At 68.2% G+C, this 18,697-nt stretch carries 24 protein-coding genes; all 24 read right to left on the bottom strand.

Features of this window, described 5'->3' with window-relative positions:
- Positions 1-120: 120 nt before the first annotated feature.
- The 24 genes from AC1PZ7_RS20660 to AC1PZ7_RS20545 all read right to left on the bottom strand — a co-directional run bounded on the left by AC1PZ7_RS20660 (position 121) and on the right by AC1PZ7_RS20545 (position 18,591).
- A complete protein-coding gene (locus tag AC1PZ7_RS20660) occupies positions 121-528 on the bottom strand; it encodes a hypothetical protein (protein ID WP_482357064.1) in 408 nt (135 codons plus the stop codon).
- Positions 525-1,886 (bottom strand): hypothetical protein, encoded by a 1,362-nt coding sequence (locus AC1PZ7_RS20655; protein ID WP_482357063.1) that lies wholly within the window; start codon positions 1,884-1,886, stop codon positions 525-527. Before AC1PZ7_RS20655 ends, AC1PZ7_RS20660 begins: the two co-directional genes overlap by 4 nt.
- Positions 1,883-2,272 (bottom strand): hypothetical protein, encoded by a 390-nt coding sequence (locus AC1PZ7_RS20650; protein WP_482357062.1) that lies wholly within the window; start codon positions 2,270-2,272, stop codon positions 1,883-1,885. The genes AC1PZ7_RS20655 and AC1PZ7_RS20650 overlap by 4 nt, the downstream gene beginning before the upstream one ends.
- The gene (locus AC1PZ7_RS20645; protein ID WP_482357061.1) at positions 2,265-2,852 is read right to left on the bottom strand and encodes a hypothetical protein; all 588 of its coding nucleotides are present in this window, start codon (positions 2,850-2,852) and stop codon (positions 2,265-2,267) included. The genes AC1PZ7_RS20650 and AC1PZ7_RS20645 overlap by 8 nt, the downstream gene beginning before the upstream one ends.
- Positions 2,845-4,098, bottom strand: coding sequence for a hypothetical protein (locus tag AC1PZ7_RS20640; RefSeq protein ID WP_482357060.1), 1,254 nt, complete (start codon positions 4,096-4,098; stop codon positions 2,845-2,847). The genes AC1PZ7_RS20645 and AC1PZ7_RS20640 overlap by 8 nt, the downstream gene beginning before the upstream one ends.
- Before the next feature lies 1 nt (position 4,099).
- Positions 4,100-4,786, bottom strand: a complete 687-nt coding sequence (locus AC1PZ7_RS20635; RefSeq protein WP_482357059.1) for a YmfQ family protein — start codon at positions 4,784-4,786, stop codon at positions 4,100-4,102.
- Positions 4,783-5,883 (bottom strand): baseplate J/gp47 family protein, encoded by a 1,101-nt coding sequence (locus AC1PZ7_RS20630; RefSeq protein WP_482357058.1) that lies wholly within the window; start codon positions 5,881-5,883, stop codon positions 4,783-4,785. Before AC1PZ7_RS20630 ends, AC1PZ7_RS20635 begins: the two co-directional genes overlap by 4 nt.
- Positions 5,883-6,368 carry a phage GP46 family protein gene (locus tag AC1PZ7_RS20625; RefSeq protein WP_482357057.1) on the bottom strand — a complete coding sequence of 162 codons (486 nt, stop codon included), beginning with the start codon at positions 6,366-6,368 and terminating at the stop codon, positions 5,883-5,885. Before AC1PZ7_RS20625 ends, AC1PZ7_RS20630 begins: the two co-directional genes overlap by 1 nt.
- Before the next feature lie 40 nt (positions 6,369-6,408).
- A complete protein-coding gene (locus AC1PZ7_RS20620; protein ID WP_482357056.1) occupies positions 6,409-6,978 on the bottom strand; it encodes a phage baseplate assembly protein domain-containing protein in 570 nt (189 codons plus the stop codon).
- Positions 6,975-8,189, bottom strand: coding sequence for a phage baseplate assembly protein (locus AC1PZ7_RS20615; RefSeq protein ID WP_482357055.1), 1,215 nt, complete (start codon positions 8,187-8,189; stop codon positions 6,975-6,977). The genes AC1PZ7_RS20620 and AC1PZ7_RS20615 overlap by 4 nt, the downstream gene beginning before the upstream one ends.
- Positions 8,186-8,809 carry a hypothetical protein gene (locus AC1PZ7_RS20610; RefSeq protein WP_482357054.1) on the bottom strand — a complete coding sequence of 208 codons (624 nt, stop codon included), beginning with the start codon at positions 8,807-8,809 and terminating at the stop codon, positions 8,186-8,188. Before AC1PZ7_RS20610 ends, AC1PZ7_RS20615 begins: the two co-directional genes overlap by 4 nt.
- Positions 8,806-9,453 carry a DNA circularization N-terminal domain-containing protein gene (locus AC1PZ7_RS20605; RefSeq protein WP_482357053.1) on the bottom strand — a complete coding sequence of 216 codons (648 nt, stop codon included), beginning with the start codon at positions 9,451-9,453 and terminating at the stop codon, positions 8,806-8,808. Before AC1PZ7_RS20605 ends, AC1PZ7_RS20610 begins: the two co-directional genes overlap by 4 nt.
- A gap of 3 nt (positions 9,454-9,456) precedes the next feature.
- Positions 9,457-11,811, bottom strand: a complete 2,355-nt coding sequence (locus AC1PZ7_RS20600; RefSeq protein WP_482357052.1) for a phage tail tape measure protein — start codon at positions 11,809-11,811, stop codon at positions 9,457-9,459.
- 13 nt (positions 11,812-11,824) lie between these two features.
- Positions 11,825-11,962 (bottom strand): hypothetical protein, encoded by a 138-nt coding sequence (locus tag AC1PZ7_RS20595; protein ID WP_482357051.1) that lies wholly within the window; start codon positions 11,960-11,962, stop codon positions 11,825-11,827.
- Entirely contained in the window at positions 11,959-12,426 is a 468-nt protein-coding gene (locus AC1PZ7_RS20590) for a hypothetical protein (RefSeq protein ID WP_482357050.1), read from the bottom strand. Before AC1PZ7_RS20590 ends, AC1PZ7_RS20595 begins: the two co-directional genes overlap by 4 nt.
- 62 nt (positions 12,427-12,488) lie before the next feature.
- Entirely contained in the window at positions 12,489-12,854 is a 366-nt protein-coding gene (locus AC1PZ7_RS20585; protein ID WP_482357049.1) for a phage tail tube protein, read from the bottom strand.
- Positions 12,855-12,884: 30 nt separating this feature from the next.
- Positions 12,885-14,351, bottom strand: a complete 1,467-nt coding sequence (locus AC1PZ7_RS20580; protein ID WP_482357048.1) for a phage tail sheath subtilisin-like domain-containing protein — start codon at positions 14,349-14,351, stop codon at positions 12,885-12,887.
- Positions 14,352-14,359: 8 nt separating this feature from the next.
- Complete coding sequence (locus tag AC1PZ7_RS20575) at positions 14,360-14,584, bottom strand: DUF2635 domain-containing protein (protein ID WP_482357047.1); 225 nt, start codon at positions 14,582-14,584, stop codon at positions 14,360-14,362.
- Positions 14,581-15,156 (bottom strand): hypothetical protein, encoded by a 576-nt coding sequence (locus AC1PZ7_RS20570; RefSeq protein WP_482357046.1) that lies wholly within the window; start codon positions 15,154-15,156, stop codon positions 14,581-14,583. Before AC1PZ7_RS20570 ends, AC1PZ7_RS20575 begins: the two co-directional genes overlap by 4 nt.
- A gap of 44 nt (positions 15,157-15,200) precedes the next feature.
- Complete coding sequence (locus AC1PZ7_RS20565; protein ID WP_482357045.1) at positions 15,201-15,626, bottom strand: gp436 family protein; 426 nt, start codon at positions 15,624-15,626, stop codon at positions 15,201-15,203.
- A gap of 25 nt (positions 15,627-15,651) precedes the next feature.
- Positions 15,652-16,257 (bottom strand): hypothetical protein, encoded by a 606-nt coding sequence (locus AC1PZ7_RS20560; protein WP_482357044.1) that lies wholly within the window; start codon positions 16,255-16,257, stop codon positions 15,652-15,654.
- A gap of 13 nt (positions 16,258-16,270) precedes the next feature.
- Positions 16,271-17,164, bottom strand: a complete 894-nt coding sequence (locus tag AC1PZ7_RS20555) for a Mu-like prophage major head subunit gpT family protein (RefSeq protein ID WP_482357043.1) — start codon at positions 17,162-17,164, stop codon at positions 16,271-16,273.
- A gap of 9 nt (positions 17,165-17,173) precedes the next feature.
- Entirely contained in the window at positions 17,174-17,572 is a 399-nt protein-coding gene (locus AC1PZ7_RS20550) for a hypothetical protein (protein WP_482357042.1), read from the bottom strand.
- Positions 17,572-18,591, bottom strand: a complete 1,020-nt coding sequence (locus AC1PZ7_RS20545) for a phage protease (RefSeq protein ID WP_482357041.1) — start codon at positions 18,589-18,591, stop codon at positions 17,572-17,574. The genes AC1PZ7_RS20550 and AC1PZ7_RS20545 overlap by 1 nt, the downstream gene beginning before the upstream one ends.
- Positions 18,592-18,697: the final 106 nt, after the last annotated feature.

Here is an 18,697-nt window from a genome sequence, read left to right as displayed (position 1 = left end):
CGAGTCGTGCCACGTCGCCGCTGCTCACCAGAGCACAGGGGCGGGGTGGCGGTTATGTCGTGTGGCCGCTCGCGGGGTAAGTCGCCAAACCAGTCCCGCGCCGGGGAAACCCGGACCCCGTCACCCGTCAGCGATGATGGGCGCTCCGAACGGGTAGACGCTGCCGGCGAAGACCGGCTCGACGCGCAGCGTCGCTAGATCCTCCGACGTTGTGATGGTGTAGAGAACCGCGCCCGTCTCGCGGTCGGCGATCAGCACGCAGGCCGCGCCTTCGAGTGCCGCGTCGCGCGCCGGCCGGGCGATGATGATGTACCAGCCGGGCAGGTAGGCGCGGATCTCCTGCGCGATGGGACCGACGTCGGGCACATCGACGGTCTCGGTACCGGTCACACGATAGACGCCGACCGCAGAGATGACGCAGGACGCATCCCAATGCCGTTCGCCCGGCTCGATGCCCTCGATGGCATAGGCCGGCAGCGCGTCCATGGCGGACGCCTGGTCCGCATAGCGCAAGAGGTGGTCGATCATGTCGCCATCAGTTCCCGTAGCTGGTCGTCGGTGAAATTGTCGTGCGGCCACACAGCCAGTCGCTCGACGGTGCTGTTCCAAGCCGCAGCACCCTGACGACTGCCGATCCCGAGCCGCGTGAGCGTGGCCGCCGGAGGAGATGCGAGCGTAGCGTGGCCGACCGCCCCGCCGAGTAGGGTCCCGCGCAGGCCCTGTGCCTCCGACCACGATACGGCAAGCCAAAATGGCTGGTCGGCTACCAGTGCTGAGGCCCCGCTGAGCGAGAGGCTACCGCGATACGCGTTCGAAACGTAATTGTAGACAGTGAGTTGATTGCTCGACCGCCCGAGTGTGAAACGATCCGCGAAGCCGCTTGGTGGCGTCCAATTGATCAGAGCGTTTTCGTCGCCCACATTCTGAAAGACCGGCCTGCGAGCGGCGACGGCGAAAGTGAAACCGTCCGCGAGGGCGACCGGGGAGACCATGCTCAAATTGTCGGACGCACGCGCTTGCAGGCTGCCTACCGGTACGACAAGCGGCGAGCTGTACAACGTGCCGGTAGAGGCACAGGCGTAGTGAAGGATGCACTCCTGACCAGTGACAGCGCCCGACGACCCGTTGGGATACACGTAGACGAGCGCAGAAGCGTTCGCGCCCGCGTTGATCACAGCAGATAGCCGGACCATCTGGCCGCCGTTGGGGCCGGAGCCAAGATGCTCGACAACGATGTCGGTAGCGGCGCCCTGAGGGACGGTCACCGCCCCGGTTGACCAGTTATAGAAGAGCAGCCCCAGCCACGATCCGGCCAGCAAGCCAAACGTAGAATACGGGGCCTGGTCGGGCAGCCTCTCCAAGATGACATCCAAGCGATAGCTTTGCCCGGCGGTCATGGTCACGGTCTGATATCGAGCCTGAGAGCCCCCGACGTGGCAAATGTGCTTCGCTGCGCCGCCTGTGAAGGCGCTTGTAACAGGCACGACGTTTTCTGCGAAGAAACCACTTACCCAGTCTGTGTCACCCAGCGTGAACGCCACGGTGCTCGTGGTAATCGATGAAAGAGAACTCTCGATCCGTGCGCCCAGCGGCGTCCGGGTGACCGGGTCGTGGTCGTGGCGGAGCACGCCGCTGCCGACCATCTCGTAGGGCCCGGCCGCCGGCCAGCGGCCCGCCGCCGATGTGCGCGCGAAACTGGTCACGTCGCCGATCGGCCGGAGAAACGAACCGCCCGGCAGACGCTGCAGGGCGTGGCCGCGCGCAAAGTCCAGCACCAGGCCGTCACGGCCGCGCAGCGTGTCGACCAGCGCGGCCTCCAGCGGGTGCACGGTCGCGCCGGCGAGGGCGGAAAGCATGGGAGCCATGGCGAGGCCCGCGAAGGTCACGGCTGGGTCACTCCCAACAGCTGCGCTACGGCGGCCGTGCCGCTCGCATTCGCAACGATCATGACCGACACCATCCCACTCGGCAGGCCCGCCGCGTGGCTGAAGGCGTGCTCCAGCGTGCCGCCGCCGGCCATGACGATGCGGGGCCATGACGCTGCCGGCGATGCCACGGCGAAGCTGTGCCCGGCCGGTGTGTCCGCCGGCACTGTGATCACCACCTCGCCCAGCCCCGCATCCAGACGCAGGACGGCGCACAGGTGCAGCGCCGGATCGTAGGCGACAGGGCCGCTGACCTGGACGACGTCGACAGGTCCGAGGATCGACCGCAGGGCTTTGATTGTGCCGGGATATGCCTCCCGGAAGCCGGCCGACGTGATGTCACGCATCGGCGCCTCCCGGCCACGCGACGGCGGCCGCCGCCTCGGCCGCCTCTGCCGTTTCCGCCGCCGCGATGGCCTTCTTCGCGCCGAGCCGGGCTGCCTCGATCGCCCCGCCGATCAGCTGCCACTGCTGGTGAGCGGCGCTCACTACGCCTGCCACCTCCGCCAGCGTCGGCGCGGTGATGCCGACCTCGGCCGACAGCAGCGGGTAGTCCGCCGGATCGGGGGCGACCGCGTCCGCGAACCGCCGCGCCTCGTCCGCCTTGGCCTGATAGGTCATCGCCTGCCCGGCGCCGGGCGTGATGTAGCGTGCCCGCTCGACCTCGGCTGCGGCATCCACATCGGCCATTAGCAGCACCTTGCGCGTGGCGAGCGAGACGCCGATCCGGTAGGGCGCCAGCACCGCCTGCAGCGCCGCGTCCGTCTGCTCGCCGGCATCGTCACAAGGCCACCGCGTGGCGACATGCCCGCCCGCCTGCCATGCGAGATAGGCGGGGTCAGTGTCCTCGATCAGCGCCCCGGCGGCCGAGGCATAGAGGCGCACACCGTCGTCGGCGCGCCAGTACCAGGCGCGGGGATCATACATATCGGCCTCCATCTTCAGTGCCGGCGAGCGTGCCCGGGAAGAAATTTACACCACCGCCAGAGGTCGAAATCACCGCGTTCGACACCGCGTTGTATCGTTTCCCGGTAGCGCTGCCGGAGACGGACCCCCCGCCGCCCAGCGAGATCACCGCCCCCGTCGATGCGTAGACGTTCGCGACAGAAAACGCTGCGGAATCCGTGTAGGTAACTGCGCCCGCGATCTGGATCTGCGAGCCGGTTCCGGCTCGCAATGCGCTTTGGGCGGCCCCGCGCAACTGGCAGCCGCCGCCGACCTGGATCAGGCCGGCGTAAGCAGTGGATGCAAGGAAAGCTCCGGCGGCGGTTGTGAATTTTAGCGACGTGTTATTGAGGCGCAACCTGGCGCCATCCGTCGCGCCCGCGACAGACGTGCCATCTACCGGTGACTGCAGAAAGCAGCCGTTTGTGGTGACGATCCCGCCATTGACGGTAATGACACTCGCTTGACCGGGCTGGCACTCGATGATGTAGCCATTCTGGTTGGCCGGATTGCCGGAGATCTCGACGTTGCCATTGACCGCGACCACGTCCGGCGCGGCGTAGGTCCCCATAACGCCGAGGATGACCCGACCGGGGACGTTAAACAGCATGTACCGCCGCAGCCGCGAGATCGCTTCGGCGATGGTCGCGAGGGCGGATTCCGCCGTGTTCGCCTGACCATCGTTCGCGTTGTTGCCGTCGGGGCGCACATACAAGACTGGAGACACGTCGGGGATCAGGGTCTCGGAGTAGGCCAGCCCGGCGAGCACCCATGCCGTGCCGGTGCAGATCACCGTAATGACCGCGCCGATGGGCAGATCACCACGGGCCAAGCCCGCGCCCCGCATCGTCCGGATCGGCAGCGGGCCCGGTCCGGCATCGAGCGTGGCAGGCCCGCTGTTGGCCGAGGTGATCTTGACCCTCAGCGGCATGCCCGGCACATGCGCCGTTAGCTCGGGCGCCAGAGCGACCACCAAGGCATTCGGCGTTCCACCCGCCACCGCATAGTTGAGGATCTGGGTGCGCAGGCCCCGCGCCACGCTCGTTGTATCGCCCTTCACGGGCAGGATGCCCGCGGGTTCGAAGAGATAGAGCAGCTCTTCCTGGACGTCGTTGAGCCACGCCTCCGTTACCTCGGTGCCTGGCTGCCCGACCGAACCGTTGCGCCCCCGGAAACCGCGCCGGCCGGCGCCGATGTCGACCGTATTGAGTCCGTCTACGCGATCCATGTCATTGCCCCTCGGGAACGTAGGCGGCGAGCTGCTCGCCATCGCAGAAAAGCGGTTCGCCCTCGGCCCACAGGCCGACCAGCTCCGTGAACTCGGGCAGGGTGGCGAAGATGAGCCGCGACTGTGCCGGCTGGAGCCGCTGCAGATCGCAGGCGATGTCCGAAAGCTCGAAGCTGTAGAGCAGGTCGCCGGCGGCGTGCTCGCCCGCCCGGAAATAGTCCCACTCGCCCAGCAGCAACTCGACCCGCCAGATGAATTGCTCCGGCGTCTCCACCAGTTCGCCGCCCGCCAGGAGCACGCCGACCTGGCTGGGATGCGCCTCGCGGATGCGGATCTCCACGCCCCGCTTTGCCGCAAGGTCGGTGAAGTAGGCGATGCTCTGGCCGCCGCGCGCGGTCCATCGCTGATGCGCGAGCTGCTGGCGCTCGGCGAGTGTCATCGTCGCCGGGTCGCGCCCGCACGGGTCCGGCCCGAGCACGCGCTCGAAATCGCCCAGCGTGTAGGTCGCCGTGCGCGGGTCGACCTGATCCATCATTTCCTCGGCGACCGCCTCGACCTCAGCGATCAGCCGCGCCGGCGCGGCCAGCACGGCGCCGAGCAGCGAGCCGTCGCCGACGCGCGGCATGATCCAGCCGGGCGGGAGCAGCGACATCAGCTCGTGATCGGCATCCTCGGCCGAGCGGCTCATTCCGGCGCGCTCCAGCTGATCGCGCCGGGCGTGGCCAGCTCATAGCGCTCAGTCGAGATGGTCGCGCTCGGCGCGACGAGCCGGTGGCGATACTCGCCGGCGGCCGACGAAATCGCTTCCGACAGGCGCGAGAGATAGAGCTTCCCACCGATCTTGCTCTCGACGGCGAAAAAGGTGCGGATTGCCGCCTCGACGGCGGCCTTGACCGGCGCCGAGAGAGGCTCGATCTCGATCGACAGCGGTACAGGCTTGAGCACTACCGGCACGATGACGCGCTCGGCGGTGACCGGCCGCTGGACCTCAATCTCGGCGGCGATCGCGTCCAGCTCCGCCTCGGTCGGCACGCGCGGCGCGTAGAGGGTGCCCATGGCGACGACGACGCCGACCGTTCCCAGGCCGACCCAGTCGCCATAGGCTTCGACCTGCGAGGCGGCGAAGACGTTGGTGACCCAGCGCGGATAGTCGAATTTGGCGCCGCCATGGGCGGGATCCTGGATCTCGGCGAGCAGCCGGCCGAGCAGTGCTGAGGGCACCTCGACATCAGCGCCGCCGGCGAGACCCGACGCGTCGACGGTTGCGACCTGGGTCGAGAGCCCGGCAATCTCCTCGATGAAGGAGAGCGGCGTGTCGGCCGCCGCATTGCCGATCGGCCCGGCGAGGGTGGCGCGCACGTCCAGCACCGCCCCGCCATTGTCGCCCATGGTCTCGGAGGCGAGCACCTCATAGGTACCTCCGGCGCCCTGGAGAAGCCGCCCGGCCGGGACGATGGTGCCGGGCGTGCCCTCGACCTCGACCTTGCCGATCGCCTTGGTCGCCGGCCGGCGCACCACGCCCCAGATCGAGGCGTGCCGAGCCAAGAACTCCAGCTCGGCGGTATCGGGAAAATACTGCTGGCCCCACCAGCGCAGATGCAGATGCACTTCGTAGAGGCCGAGCACGAAGGTGCGGATGATGATGGCGAGCATGCCGCGCGGGCTGCGCACCGCCCGCGCGATCGCCGCCGGCGCCACGTCCGGACGCACGGTGCGGATCTCGCTCTCCATGAGAGTTTCGAGACGTCGGGTCAGCGTGCGTGGGTCGGAAATCGGGAAGGCCATCAGGTGCCCCCGCCGATTCGCAGGTTGGCCTTGAGCGGTCGGCCGTCGACGACGATGCGGGTGCCGAGGATGCCGCGCGAGACCCAGTCGACCTCGATCTCGGCGGCCTTGCCCGTTTCATCCGCGACCCAGGCGAAACCCTCCTTGAGCCATTGCGTGCACATGAGCGTGGTGGCCGGCCATTCCTTGGCGCGGTCCAGCAGCCACAGCCGGCACCCGGCCTGCCGATAGTCGATGTCGAGCGCGTCGCCGGCCCAGCCTCGCCGCTCGACGAAGCTGACAGGCTGGTTGAGTTCGGAAATGCCCGAGGGCAGCTCGTCATCCGGCCGGGCGCGACGATCGAGCCCATACGACAGGATCATGGCCGTCGCCGGCGTCTCGTCGATCGCAAGATCGCCGTCCGCGCCGAGCTGCAGGTCGCAGCGGCGCGTGTCCGGATCGAACGTGAATGCGAGGTCGAAGAAGTCAGCCATGGCGCGGATCATCCCGCGCGCGCGCGTCGCGGTTCATGACCGCATGTGCGGTCTAGACGTTCGGGTCTGGGTCCGGGCCGACGATCGGCGCCTTCGAGACGATGATCTGGCCGTCGCGCACCACGACCCAGTCATTGGCCAGGCGCATCTTCACCACCTCGTCGGTGACGGTGACGCGCGGTGCGCTTTCGCCGGTGCCCCGGCGCATGCGGATCAGCTCGGCCGAGAGGTCGATCTCATTGTCGTCGACCTGGGCGATCACGCGCTTGGTCGACCACGAATGCACCGTCCCGTCTGCTTTGATGAGCACGCGTGAGCCGTTGAACACGCAATACATCGCCGCCTCGCCCTCGGCGAGATTGCCGAGGCGGTTGCCCGGCGACGTGGTCGGCAGCGCGACCAGGTCGCCGCCGTCTCCGCCGACCGCCAGCAAGATGGCGAGGCTATTCTTGGGCGGCCGCGAGACGAAGCCGCTCGGGAACAACACCTCGACATCGGCGAAGTCGTGGCCCTTGTACATGGTGCCGCTGACCGTCTGGCTTTCGCCAGCGTCGTCGGTCTTCTTGACCACGCCGCGGCGCACCAGGCCGCGCAGCTGCTGGGCGATCTCCCAAAGCTTCATAATGGGCTCGCCGTCGAATCGAGTGGGGCGGAGGTGCCCGACTTCTTGGTCTTGGTCCGGTTGGTACGCCGGCCAGCCACCGGCTCGGTGTCATAGGCGTCCGGCGGGGTGATGCGCAGCTCGCTCACCTCGCCATCATCCTCGCTGTAGCGGTAGATGGTGCCGGCGATCAGCATGTCGCGCTCCACGTCCTGGTAGGCGTCCGACACCGGCGCCAGCGTGTTCGGTCGCCAGAGCTTGCCGTCCTCGTCGTGATAGCCCTTCACCTGGTGGCGTAGTTCCTCGCTGCGGCCCTTGGCCGTGCGCTCCATCCATTCGGCCTGCTTCTGAGCGCCCTCGGCAGTGAGCTGGGTCCGGCCGAGCGTCACCAGCGGGCGATAGCGCACCATCTCGGCGTCCTTCTTGCGCCCTTCGATGGCGACGCCGCCCAGCTCGCGGTCGAGCTGTGCATTGATCCACGCGGTCGGGTCGCCGACGAGCGGGGCGGCGCTGGCGCTCAATCGCGCTGCGCCGCGCTGACCCTGCGCCTTCTCGGCCTGGCCCTTGACGCAGTATTCGCTGTGGCGTCCCTCTATCGAGAACTCGCCATCGGTCGAGGTGACATTGCCGGGATAGCGCAGCGCGCCGGCGCGCTCCTTGCCCGCCTTCGTCATCACCACGGCACCGACACCATCCGAGGTGAGCAAGGCGCCGCGCTGGCGCAAGCCCTTCTCGATGGCCGACAGCGCGGTCTCGCCGGGCTCGATTACGTAGCGCTCAAAAGGCTCGCCCGGATCGACCTCGGCACGGAAGTCGAGGCCATATGGTTTCACGATCTCCTTTCCGACCTGGTCCACGGTCTTGTTCCGGTACTCGCTCGGTCCGTCGACGGTCGCCGCGCCGTCGATCAGGTCGCGCGCCTTGTCCGAGCCCTCGATGGTGACGCTGGCGCCGTCCTCGCCGGCATGCGGCGCGATGCGGTCGATCCAGCCTTTGAGGATTGGCCGGTCGTCCAGCCGGATCTCGACCTCAAGGCCGACCGGCACCATGCGACGATAACTGGCCAACGTCGCGAAGGGATGCGCGGCACCGGAGCGCGCCGCGTCGCGCAATTCGAATGAAAAGCTGCCTGTCAGATCCTCGATGTCGCGGTTGATCTCGACCGAGGTCCACTCGTCGAAAATCTGGCCGGCGAGCACCAGCGCCCAACGTCGCGTCGCGCGTATCATCATGGCAGCACCTCGATCGCATCATCGGTGATGAGGCCGGGATGGCGCAGCCGGTTGCGGGTGACGATGTCGCCGAACATGGCGATCACGCCGCGCGGATCGTCGCCGGCGAAGTGCTGGGCGATCAGCCAGGCCGAAATCCCATAGGGTGGCGCCACAGTGATGACCGCCGGCAGCCGGCCGATGATCTCGTGCAGGTCGCGCGAGAGCCGGGCGCGCAGCTCGTGCAGGGCCGACCAGAGCACAGCCCCATAGCCGGGTGAGGCAAGCGCCGCCTCGGCGGCCACCTCAATGACCGAGGCGAGATCCGCGTCGAGCGCCTGGCGCACTGTCTCGGCGTCCTGCCGGCTCTCATAGGCGATATCGACGGCGGCCCGCACCGCCTGCGCCAAGGCGGCGCAGCGGGCCGCAAGACGCACCGCTTCCGCCTCCGCCCCGATCACGTCCAGCGCGGCGATATCGGTCGCGATCGCCCGCAGCAGCGATACCGCCCGGCGCGGCGTCAGCACGGCCGCCGGTGCCTCATAACCGGCCGCGGCGCCGATCGCCGGTGCCGGCCGATCCAGCGCCGCGTCGGCAATCGGTACGGTGAGGGCGGTGACGGCCTCGGCCAGCGTGGTCATGCGGTCGCTCCGGAGAGCACAGTACCGACCAGCTCCACCGCCGGCGTCACCAGCGGCACGAGCCCGGCGGCCTCCGGCGCCAGCGCGACGCGGGAGGCGACGAGGCTGGCGACCGCGCCGGCGGCGGTCTGCGCCTGGGCGAGCGTGGCGACCGCCATGGACGCGCCGAGCACGTCGCCGAGATAGCCCGCCGCCGCGTCGAGCAGCGCGTCCGCTCCGCCCAGCACCAGCGAGGCGGTGTCGACCATGGGCGCCAGCGAGATGACGACAGGGGTAAAGCCCGCCTCGAACCACGCGACGCGGAGTTCGCGATCCGAGAAGCGGATGCGCGCCGGCTGTTCCATCTGCACCAGTTTCTCGCCGAGCCACGGATGCATGAGCGTGCCGATGCCGCGCGTCTTGAAGGCGGCCTCCAGCGCCGCCGCCTGGGCAATGTAGTCGTCGCCGATAACCAGGCCGCGTAGCTGTATCGCGCCTTCATAGGCGCCGAAATCGTCGACCGCCGGCGCATCGATGCCGGGGAAATAGGTCAGGATCAGCCGCCGGCCGACCTCATGATCGGAATTGACGACGTGGAAGCGCACGCCCCGGTAAGAGGCGGGCAAGAGGCCGGGAAGCAGTTCGCTCCAATTGTCCCAGAACACGGCTCATACCCTCCCGATGACGCGGCCGTTATCAGCACGCTTCAGCGGCACGGCCGGATTGCTGCTCTTGACGCTCTCGACCTGGCTTCCCGGCGCCGCCGAGACCACGATCTGCCCGCCGACCTGAGCATTGGCCGCGACAGAGGAGGCCGGCGCAAAGCGGGATTGCCCATACCGCCCGCCACCTTCTTTCGGCGCCCCTGGCGCATTGTCATTGCCGGCCGGCGGCGTCGCGCCGGCCGGGGCATCGGTGCCGCCGAGCCAGCTCGGCAGCGACGGCCATTTGATCAGGCTGCCGATGTCGATGCTGCCGATCCAGCCCATGATGCGACCGGGCAGGCCGGAGAAGAACGAGGAGAGCCCGTCGACCGCCCTTTCCACGCTGTCGGCGATGGCGGTGCCGAGTCGCGTGCCGAGCGCCGCCCACTCCTCGTCGCTCATGCCGGCGAGCTCATCGACGATCTGCGACAGGGCGGTGAGGGCGCGAGGGCCGAGATCGGCGAACCATTGGCTGACCGCGCCGCCATCGCCGCCGAATGCCGTGACGATCCGGCCCGGCAAGCCGGTCGCCCAGTCGATCGCGCCGCGCGCCGCAGCCTCCATGCCCGGCCCCCAGCGGGTGGCGAGCACGTCCCACGCCGAGCCGAGCGCGGTGCCGATGCCCGCGCCGATCGACACCAGCTTGGAGGGGATGCCGCCGAGCTTCTCGTCGACAGCGGCCATGACCGGACTGAGCGCCGTCGAGAGCACATCAAGCGCAGTGTTGCCGAGATCGCCCAACGCCGCCAGCACCTGCGCGCCGGCTGCCTGAGCGCCCGCCCAGTCGCCGGCGAACAGGGCCTTGACCATGGCAACGCCGGCGTCGAACGCGGCCGTCACCATGTGCCACATGTCCTGGAAGTACGGCGCGAACTCGTCCCATTCCGAATAGATCAGATAGGCCAGTCCCGCGAGGGCCGCGACCAGCAGGCCGATCGGCGAGAGCACGAAGCCGATCACGCCCGCGAGTACACCGAAGGCGGCGGACAGGACGGTGAGCACCGGCACCATGATGGCGAGCCCGGCAACCGCGGCGAGGAAGGCGCCGCCAATGGCGAGCACCTGGTCGATAACGCCGGGATATTGCGCGTCGACCTCACGCACCCAGGCGAGCGCGGCGATGCCCAGCTCGTTGATCCAGGGCAGGTTCTTCGCAAAGGCGAGCCCGATGCGGTTGATCGCCTGCGTCCCGATCTCGCCGGTAATGGCGAGCTGCGTCGAGATGCCGGCCCATTGCGTGGCGTAGTCCTGAGCGATCACGTCGAGCCCGGCGCTCTTGATCTCCTCCTTGAACTTCTTATAGGCGTCGATGTTCGCCAGCATGGGCAGCAGGAAGTCGAGCACCTGCATGTCGCCGAACAACTGGCCAAGTTTCTCCGCGCCGGCGATCTTCTTGATCTGTTCCAGCGCCGCGGCGGTTGCCTCCGCGTCAGTCAAGCCCTTCGCTTTGTTCGCCTGGAAAATGCCGCTCAGCTTCTCCGAGGATAGCCCCGTCAGCGTCACGATCTTCTGGATCGCCGCCTCGACCGGGTTGATGCCGCGCGCCGCTGCGTTCTGCATCACGCCAGCGATGTTGACGCCCATATCCTCGAACTTTTTCCTCGTCTCCGGGCTAAGCAGCTTGGAGAGGAAATTCTTGAAGTTGTTCGCCGCCGCCTGGGTGTTGTCGGTGCCGAACATCGCGACCTGGAGCGAGGCGCCGATCGTCTCGACCGCCTCCATGCCGGTGATGCCGAACTTCTGGAACTGCGCCGCCAGCTCGGGGATCTCGCGCGCCATGTCGCGGAACTCGAATCGGCCGAGCTTGCCCGCCGTCACCAGCTTCGCCAGAGCCAGCTCGGACTGCTCTACCGGAATGCGCAGGCTGTTGTTGAGCGCGAAGGCAACCTTGGCCACATCGTTGGGCAGTGCGCTCGCCGCCTTCGACACGCGGGCGATCGGGGTGAGCAGGCGCTCCGCCAGCGCCTCGTCCATGCCGGCGGCGATCAGCAGCCCGCCGGCGTCGACCAGGGACGATGACGCTATGCCGACCTGCAGGGCGAGCTGGGACACCGTGCTGGAAAGCGCTGCGATACGCCTTTCCGCGGCATCGCCGACATAGTTCGCCGTGACCACGATGTCGCGCAGCGACTGGTCGAACTGAGCGGCCGAGGTGATCGGCCCCATGAAGGAGAGTGCGGCAACCGCAGCGCCGAGGATGCCGATGCGCTGGCCGATGGCGGCGAACTGGGCGAATTTGCGCTGGATGGCGCCGAGCGGGCCGGTGATGCGGTCCACCAGCCGCACGAGCACCGAGACGTCCATCGTGCGGCCGGCCATGCTTATGCTCCTGTCAGTCCGAGGCTTGATCCTTGACGAACTGGTGGAAGGCGCCGATCGCGTTCCACCACCAGCGCGCCTCGTCCGCCGTCATCGCCTCGATCTCCGCCCGGCCGAAGCTGCTCTCGGCCGCCAGCCCGCCAAGGATCACTTGGGGCGGCGGGTCTTCGGGCCACTCTCGAAAAAAGACGCGACGATCTCCACCGCCGCGGTGATGTCCGCACCGTCCATCTTCTTCCAGAGCGCGGCCATCAGCTGCTCGTTGATCACCGCAGACTTCGCCAGCATGACGATCGGGCGGCTGGCTTCAGCGGCATTGGTGACGGCGGTAATGGCCTCGCCATTCAGCCGGCCGAAGGTGAGGCTGTCATAGCTCTCGGTACGCTCGCCGTTGCGCGAATTGCGGATGATGACCGGAATCGGCCTGTACAGCGCCAGCGTGATGGTACCGTCGTCGTTACGCTTTGCGCGCGCGGGAAGCTCGAAACCAGCGTCGGCATCCTCGTTGACGACGGCGGTATCGCCCGCCTCCTGCACGACGATCGGCGCGGCGACGACGGCGCTCTTGGCCGGCTCGTCCTCGATGATGACGGGGGAATCGGTGCGCGGGGTCATGGTGGCTCCTCGGCCGGATCTCTAGGGAAGGAGGCGCCGGCGTCCGGCGCCGGCACCGATCATCAGGAAACGACTTCTTCCCACTGGCCGGCGGACCATTTGAGTTCGATCTCGCCGCCGGCGCCGCCGGTCATGCTGGGGATGTCGTCGGAGAGGAAGGCATCCGGGAAGGTGTAGATCTGGCCGGTGTCGCAATGCACCTGCAACTCGCCTTCCCCCTCGCCATAGAGGTCGCTCCAGCGCTGGCCTTTCTGCAGATGCGTCTTGGCCGTGACCTCTGAACCCTGGAACTCCTGGGCACGCCCGACCTTGCGGCCATAGGTGACGGGGTTGTTCTTGAGCCCGCCGAGCCGGAGCTTCGCCCCCTTCTCGACCGGGATGTTCACGCCCTTCCAGACGATGTCGACGATGCCGAGCACCTGCGCCATGGCTCACTCTCCTCTTGCGCGCGCGGCGCGTCAGACCTCGAATTCCAGCGAGCCGGCGAGCACCATCAGATTGCCGATGATGATGATGCGCAGGCGCGAGTTCAGGCGGTTGCGGTCGCTCACATCGCGCTCGAAGATCGAGTGTTTGACCGTCTCGGTCGACTGCTCGATCCAGCCGAGCCGCTCATAGAGCGTGCAACGGGACATCCAGGAGCCCCATACGCGCCGCGGCGTGGCGACATTCGCGGCATGGTTGGCGGCGATCGAGTCGTCATCGGCCAGCTTGGACCGCGGATAGGTCAGCGTGCAGAAGGCGCCCCAGTCGTAGCGGATGCGGCTGGCCGTCTTGGGGATCATGATGTCCAGCCAGGCGGTGTCGGCCACATTAAGGGCGCTCACCTTGTACGTGGTCACCACGCGGTCGAGCGTCACCGTGCCATCCGGCAGCCGGTTGAAGGTCGAGATACCCTTGCCGAGCAGAAGGTTCTGCTCGCTCTCCAGGAAGGTGTCGATCGGCGCCGGCGCCTCGACGCCCGGCAGCACCAGCGAGCGCAGCTGGCGCGCGGGATCGTTCGTGAGCTGGAAGGCCGCGACGCCGGCGAGCGAAGCCGCCCATTTGTGCGGCGCGGTCGGCGAGTTCTTGGCGCCGATGCCGGTCATGAAGGGCGAGTTGGTGAGCGCGCCCTTGGCGACCAGCTCGGCATAGGTGCCGCGGTGCCCGAAATAGCCATGTGCGTCGCGCTTGCTCATGGCGTTGTAGCGGGTGGCGAAGTCCGCCGCGATCTTGCCGAGGTTCGTCGCATCGTCCCACGGGATGACGATGTCGGTGAACCACTCGCTGGCGATCGCGTCGAGCGCGGCCTGGACGTCCGGGTTGGTCGCGCCGGCGGTGGCGGCAGCGACCGCGACCGCGATGCCGGGCGGGATGGTGTCGCCGACACGGCGCGCCACCGTGACCGAGTAATTGTTGCCAACCTCGCCCTTGTGGCGGGCGGTCAGGGTCACGACGCCGGCGGCCGCTGCGGCGGTGTACGGGCAGTCGGTCAGGAGGTTGATGGCCGCCGCCGCCGCAGTCGCTATCTGCGCTGCGGTCTGCCCGACCACGACGGCGAGCGGGATGCGCGTCGATTCGATGTAGAGCGCCAGGGCGCCGCCGAGCGTGGCCGTGCCGGTGAAGGTGTAAGTCTTCGTCGCCGCGATGCCGGCGACGTTGTCGGCCAGGGCGAGCGCGAACACCTCGGTGGTCCGGTTGGCGCGCTTGTAATAATCGACCATCTCCGCGCCGACAGAGCCTGCGCCGAAATAGCCGATGCCTTCCTCGGGTCGGGTGATCGGGTAGAGCTGGCCGGCGATCGCGGCGCCGGTTACGAGCTTCTGCACGATCAGCAGGGTGCGCGCCGGATAGTCGGCGACGCCCATGCGGTCATAGGCCGGCTTGACCTCGGTATAGACGCCCGGCTTTTTCCAGGAGTACGGAATCTCGTCAAAGGACAGCACGGCTCACCTCACTTCTTCGGCTTGCTGGGGGCGGCCGGCTCGGCCGAGCTGGCGGGCACCTCGACGGCATCGGTCGCCGCCGGCGGCTTCGATTTGGTGACGTCCTGGTCGGCCAGGCGCCGGCGCCAGAACGTGTCGGTCGGATCGACCCAATCGCCCTTGATCGGCAGGACACCGCCGGGATAGGGCAGCGGCTCACCGAGCGCGGGCACGACATAGACTTTCTGGCTCATGGTGCGGGCGCTCCGGAAAGGAGAATGGTGGCCTCGACCGCAACCGACGCCTCGGCGTCGGCGGGCGTGTTGACCTCGAAATTGGACAGGAACCGCAGGAAGGCCGGTGCCGAGGCCGCCTCGCCCAGCACGTCGCCGAGCTTGGTGTGCACCTTGAAATCGACGATGACAGCCCCGGTGCCGGCGGCACGCCAGCCGTCAATGGTGGCCTGATTGACGCCAGTCACCTCGGCCGAGCCGATGTCCTCGTCGATCGTCCAGCCGTGCAGCAGCACGACCAGCGCGATCGCCGCCGGATAGAGTCCCGGCCCGAGGCGGTCGCCGAGCTGTACGGCCTCGCGGTTGCCGGTGTTCTTGACCACGGCGATGAGCCGGAACGACAGCTCGCCGGCAAACTGACGGGCTCCGGCGTTTTTCGGGGTGAACCCTTCGAAGCCGATATGCAGGCGCGGCGTCGAATCGGCGAGGCGCTTGAACTCGTCCGCGGTCAACGGCAGGCCGATGACGTTCGGCTTGCCCCACTCGCGCGGTTTGAAGACAGGCGCGACCCGCGCTGCCAGTGCCAGCGACACGGCCGAGATCGGATCAAGCTCGGCAAGATCGAGAGCCACCATGATCAAAGCCCCCCATTCGCGGGAGTGGTGAAAGCCGCCGGCCGATCGGAGGTCCGCGCGCCGCCGCCTGAATTGAGCGCCACGGCGCCTTCCAGCGAGGTCGAGCCATCCGCCAGCGCCTGCAGCCAGGCGATGACCTCCTTGCGCGCCAGGCGCATCTGCTCGGTCGGCTCGCGCTGGCCACCATGAGCCAGATCGTAGCGGGCCAGCAGGCAAGCCGAGCGCACCAGCTCGGGCGGCGACGGCAGGACCGGCGTGGCATAGCGCGCCCTCAGATAGGAATCGATCAGGCTCGACGCGTCGCCGATCGCGCCCTCGATGCGCCCCGGCACGATCGCCTCGGGCACGTCGCCATCGGCCACGGACAGGCGGATCATCTCCTCCTGCCCGTAGCGCTGGATCATGTCGTCGACGGTCGCGTAAGCCATGGGTCAGGGCGCTCTAAGAGGGGTCTTACTTGCCCTTGCGGGGCGGTTTGGCCGGCTTCGCGGCGGGAGGGTTGGCCGAGGGAGCGGCGGCACCTGCCCCCTCGGCCGGGGCGGCGCCGGCATTAGCCGGCTGCTCCGCATCCTGATGAGAGAGATCGGCGGCGGGGGCGGCCGCAGCCGTGCCGCTCCCCTCCGCCTCGCCGGTCAACGTCGGCACGGCGAGGCTGGAGACCTCATCCGGGAGGCTGGAGACCTCGGAACCCGACGCCTTGACGACCTCATTGCCGTGCTGATCGGCAATCTCGGCCTCCGGCTTTGCCGCCTGCAGCGCGTTCCACTCGTCGGCGATGAAGCCCATGATGATGGACGAGAAGTCCGCGACCGGGATGCCGATGAAGAACGCCGCGCGGGCGGCCGCGCGCAGCTCGGCCAGCGCGAGTTCGCCATTGCCGACACGGATCGTGGCGTCGGCATCGTCCTGCAGCTCGACGAGGGTAAGCATCGGCTCGGCGCGGATGGCGTCGAGCTGCCCGGCGGTCAGCTCGCCCGGCTTGTAGTCCTTGACCGCCGGGTGGGCGATGCCGGCCCGGCGAAAGCCGGGGCGGCGACACAGGATGCGAATGGTCGACATCGGCGCCCTCCGTTCAGGCGAGGTGCGGAACGACGAGGATCTCGGCCGTGCCGGCCCAGACGTTGGTCTCGCCGCCGGCGATCAGCGCCGCGCCGACGACGCGGCGAGCCGCGCCCTCCAGCACGGGAGGGACGACGAGCACGCGGGGGGATACGGGGATCGCCTCGCCCGAGCGCTTGAACCGACTCATGAAGGTGGCGCGGTTCGCCTCGAAATTCGGCGTGCTCAGCTCGGCCTTGGACATGAAGGCGCACTGCCACATGCCGAAGCCGACATTCGAGCGACCGTCGACGCCATAGACGAACTTCTTCTGGTTGAAGACGTTCGGGTCCTCCGGCCGGGTCATGCTGACGAACTTGAAGTCCTTGCGCTTCTGGTAGACCAGCGCCTTCAGCACCTGCGTGTCATCGACCAGGTACCAGGCCGGATTGGCGCCGGCCTGGTAGTTCGAGGCCGAAATCTCCTGCCCCTCGGAATCGTAGGAGGGGTGGTCGGTGTCGAAGAAGTTCTGGCCGTCGAAGCACGGCGTGGTGGCGCCCTTCTTCATCAGGCCGAAAGTGAGCAGGTCGGGAAACGCCTTCGCGTCCTGGCCCATCTGCGCCGCGATCGGCGTGAAGACGCCGAAGCTGTCGTCCTCGATCTTGTTGCGGTCGATGCTGATCGTCTTCTCGAAGTCGCGGTTGACGATCTCGAACATGTTCGCCGAGACGTCGTGCACCTGCCGGTCGCCGATCCACTCGCGGAAACCGGGAAGGTCGTCGAGGCGCGGATACTCGTTCTTCGACGTGGTCGACGGCACGGTCATGGCGACGCGCTCGTAGAGCGTCTGGGTCGCGGCGAAGCGGGCGTTGAAGGCGTTCGAAAGGCCGGTGTAGATCGAGCGCAGGTTCTGCGGATTGACGTCCATGGTGCCCTCTCAGACGCGGACCCAGAAGATGGAACCCTCGATGCCGTCGAGCGTGCCGGCGGCGAGCCGGGTGCCGGAGGAGGAATCGAGAGAGACGGTTTCGTCGTCGACCGCGTAGACGGTCGCGCCGATATTGGCGGGGGTCGGCGCCGCGCCCGCGAAGGCGAAGGGCAGCACGCCGCGCTCGGCGCTGATCACGCCGGCGCTGTCCGCCCCATCCCGGTTGTCGGCATGGTGCGCGGCGAAGCCGACGATGACGACGGCGCCCGCGGTGCCACCCGGCACGGCGAGCCCAGCGGCGGTGACGCCGACAAGAGTGCGGGCGAAGATGCGCGTCGCGCCCTTGATCGGGTAACCGCAGCGACGCCCGTCGCGCTGCGGCACCATGCGGTCCTTGGTTGCCGCCATCACACCAGCTCCTTCTGGGCCTTCGCGGTCTTCGCGAATTCGGCCGGATCAACGCCCATCAGCTCGCAGACCTTGAGCTGATCATCGGTGAGCGCGGCGACGGGGTCGGCCGGATCGGCCGCCGGCGTGCGGCTCTGGCGCGAATTGAGGATCGGCAGCGCGCCGATCTCCTTCTCAACCCTTGCCGGGTCCTTCATGTGCTGTTCGATGTAGTGGTCGCGCAGCGGCACGACGCCGGCGCGACCGAGCGCGATCGCGTCATCGACGAAGCGGGTAGCTTCCTTCTTGGCGCTGTCCGCCTGCAGCGTGGTGAGCTGCGACTGCAGATCGGCGACGGCGCTGCGCAGCGTGGCCGCCACCTGGTCACCGCCTGCCTGACGCGACTGCAGCTCGGTAACGATGCCGTCCGCCGCCAGGGCATCGGAAAGGCCGGCAGCCGTGGCGATGGCCTTGATCGAGGCGGAATGGCTGTCGACCACCGTCTTGTTGGCGGTGACCGCCGCGAGCACGTCGGCCTCGGGCACATCGGCGCCGAGGCCGTACAGCTTCCGCAGCTGTTCGAGGAGATCCATGGAGTCGCTCCGGCTATGGAGGGTTGCGAGCTGGGTGAGGTTCGGCGTGTTGGTGAGCGAGGCGCGCAGCACCTGGACGATCTCGCCGCCCTCGGTGCGCGAAATGGCGGGGGAGATTCCGCGGTACTCTTTGGCCGACACCATGCGGCGGCCCTCGTCGGTCCACTCGACGCGGCCCCAGATCCCGTCGGCGCGCTGCTGAAGCTCGACGATCCAGCCGCGTGCCGGCGCCGGCCCGCCCTTCGGCGCGCTCAGATCGGTGCTGTGGTTTTCGTCGATCGGCAGGCGCACGGCCTTCATCGACGCCGCGATCACTGCGGCCGCATCGCGGACATGGTACGGCCCGCGCCCATCGGCGCCGGTGAACGTGCCGGCCGGGACGAGGTGCACCCATTGGGGCGCGCCATTACCGGCGGGCAGTGCGCTATGAAGGATGACAGTCAGCATGACCGCCACTGTGGCGGGGCATGCGGGGGAAGTTCATGACCGCAGGCGCGGTCTAGAGCGCCTCGCACAGGGCGACCGTGGGCCGCTCGCGGGAACCGGGCCGGGC

The sequence above is a fragment of the Ancylobacter sp. TW_SC_1 genome (genome assembly GCF_056836805.1).
The sequence above is the reverse complement of the archived record's forward strand: the minus strand, read 5'-3'. Positions and strand labels throughout refer to the sequence as shown.

What these genes read in the sequence shown, in the direction of transcription:
- AC1PZ7_RS20660 (WP_482357064.1), bottom strand. Translation starts at nt 528, where the DNA reads ATGATCGACCACCTCTTGCGCTATGCGGACCAGGCGTCCGCCATGGAC.
- AC1PZ7_RS20650 (WP_482357062.1), bottom strand. Translation starts at nt 2,272, where the DNA reads ATGCGTGACATCACGTCGGCCGGCTTCCGGGAGGCATATCCCGGCACA.
- AC1PZ7_RS20645 (WP_482357061.1), bottom strand. Translation starts at nt 2,852, where the DNA reads ATGTATGATCCCCGCGCCTGGTACTGGCGCGCCGACGACGGTGTGCGC.
- AC1PZ7_RS20640 (WP_482357060.1), bottom strand. Translation starts at nt 4,098, where the DNA reads ATGGATCGCGTAGACGGACTCAATACGGTCGACATCGGCGCCGGCCGG.
- AC1PZ7_RS20635 (WP_482357059.1), bottom strand. Translation starts at nt 4,786, where the DNA reads ATGAGCCGCTCGGCCGAGGATGCCGATCACGAGCTGATGTCGCTGCTC.
- AC1PZ7_RS20630 (WP_482357058.1), bottom strand. Translation starts at nt 5,883, where the DNA reads ATGGCCTTCCCGATTTCCGACCCACGCACGCTGACCCGACGTCTCGAA.
- AC1PZ7_RS20625 (WP_482357057.1), bottom strand. Translation starts at nt 6,368, where the DNA reads ATGATCCGCGCCATGGCTGACTTCTTCGACCTCGCATTCACGTTCGAT.
- AC1PZ7_RS20620 (WP_482357056.1), bottom strand. Translation starts at nt 6,978, where the DNA reads ATGAAGCTTTGGGAGATCGCCCAGCAGCTGCGCGGCCTGGTGCGCCGC.
- AC1PZ7_RS20615 (WP_482357055.1), bottom strand. Translation starts at nt 8,189, where the DNA reads ATGATGATACGCGCGACGCGACGTTGGGCGCTGGTGCTCGCCGGCCAG.
- AC1PZ7_RS20610 (WP_482357054.1), bottom strand. Translation starts at nt 8,809, where the DNA reads ATGACCACGCTGGCCGAGGCCGTCACCGCCCTCACCGTACCGATTGCC.
- AC1PZ7_RS20600 (WP_482357052.1), bottom strand. Translation starts at nt 11,811, where the DNA reads ATGGCCGGCCGCACGATGGACGTCTCGGTGCTCGTGCGGCTGGTGGAC.
- AC1PZ7_RS20590 (WP_482357050.1), bottom strand. Translation starts at nt 12,426, where the DNA reads ATGACCCCGCGCACCGATTCCCCCGTCATCATCGAGGACGAGCCGGCC.
- AC1PZ7_RS20585 (WP_482357049.1), bottom strand. Translation starts at nt 12,854, where the DNA reads ATGGCGCAGGTGCTCGGCATCGTCGACATCGTCTGGAAGGGCGTGAAC.
- AC1PZ7_RS20575 (WP_482357047.1), bottom strand. Translation starts at nt 14,584, where the DNA reads ATGAGCCAGAAAGTCTATGTCGTGCCCGCGCTCGGTGAGCCGCTGCCC.
- AC1PZ7_RS20565 (WP_482357045.1), bottom strand. Translation starts at nt 15,626, where the DNA reads ATGGCTTACGCGACCGTCGACGACATGATCCAGCGCTACGGGCAGGAG.
- AC1PZ7_RS20560 (WP_482357044.1), bottom strand. Translation starts at nt 16,257, where the DNA reads ATGTCGACCATTCGCATCCTGTGTCGCCGCCCCGGCTTTCGCCGGGCC.
- AC1PZ7_RS20555 (WP_482357043.1), bottom strand. Translation starts at nt 17,164, where the DNA reads ATGGACGTCAATCCGCAGAACCTGCGCTCGATCTACACCGGCCTTTCG.
- AC1PZ7_RS20550 (WP_482357042.1), bottom strand. Translation starts at nt 17,572, where the DNA reads ATGGCGGCAACCAAGGACCGCATGGTGCCGCAGCGCGACGGGCGTCGC.
- AC1PZ7_RS20545 (WP_482357041.1), bottom strand. Translation starts at nt 18,591, where the DNA reads ATGCTGACTGTCATCCTTCATAGCGCACTGCCCGCCGGTAATGGCGCG.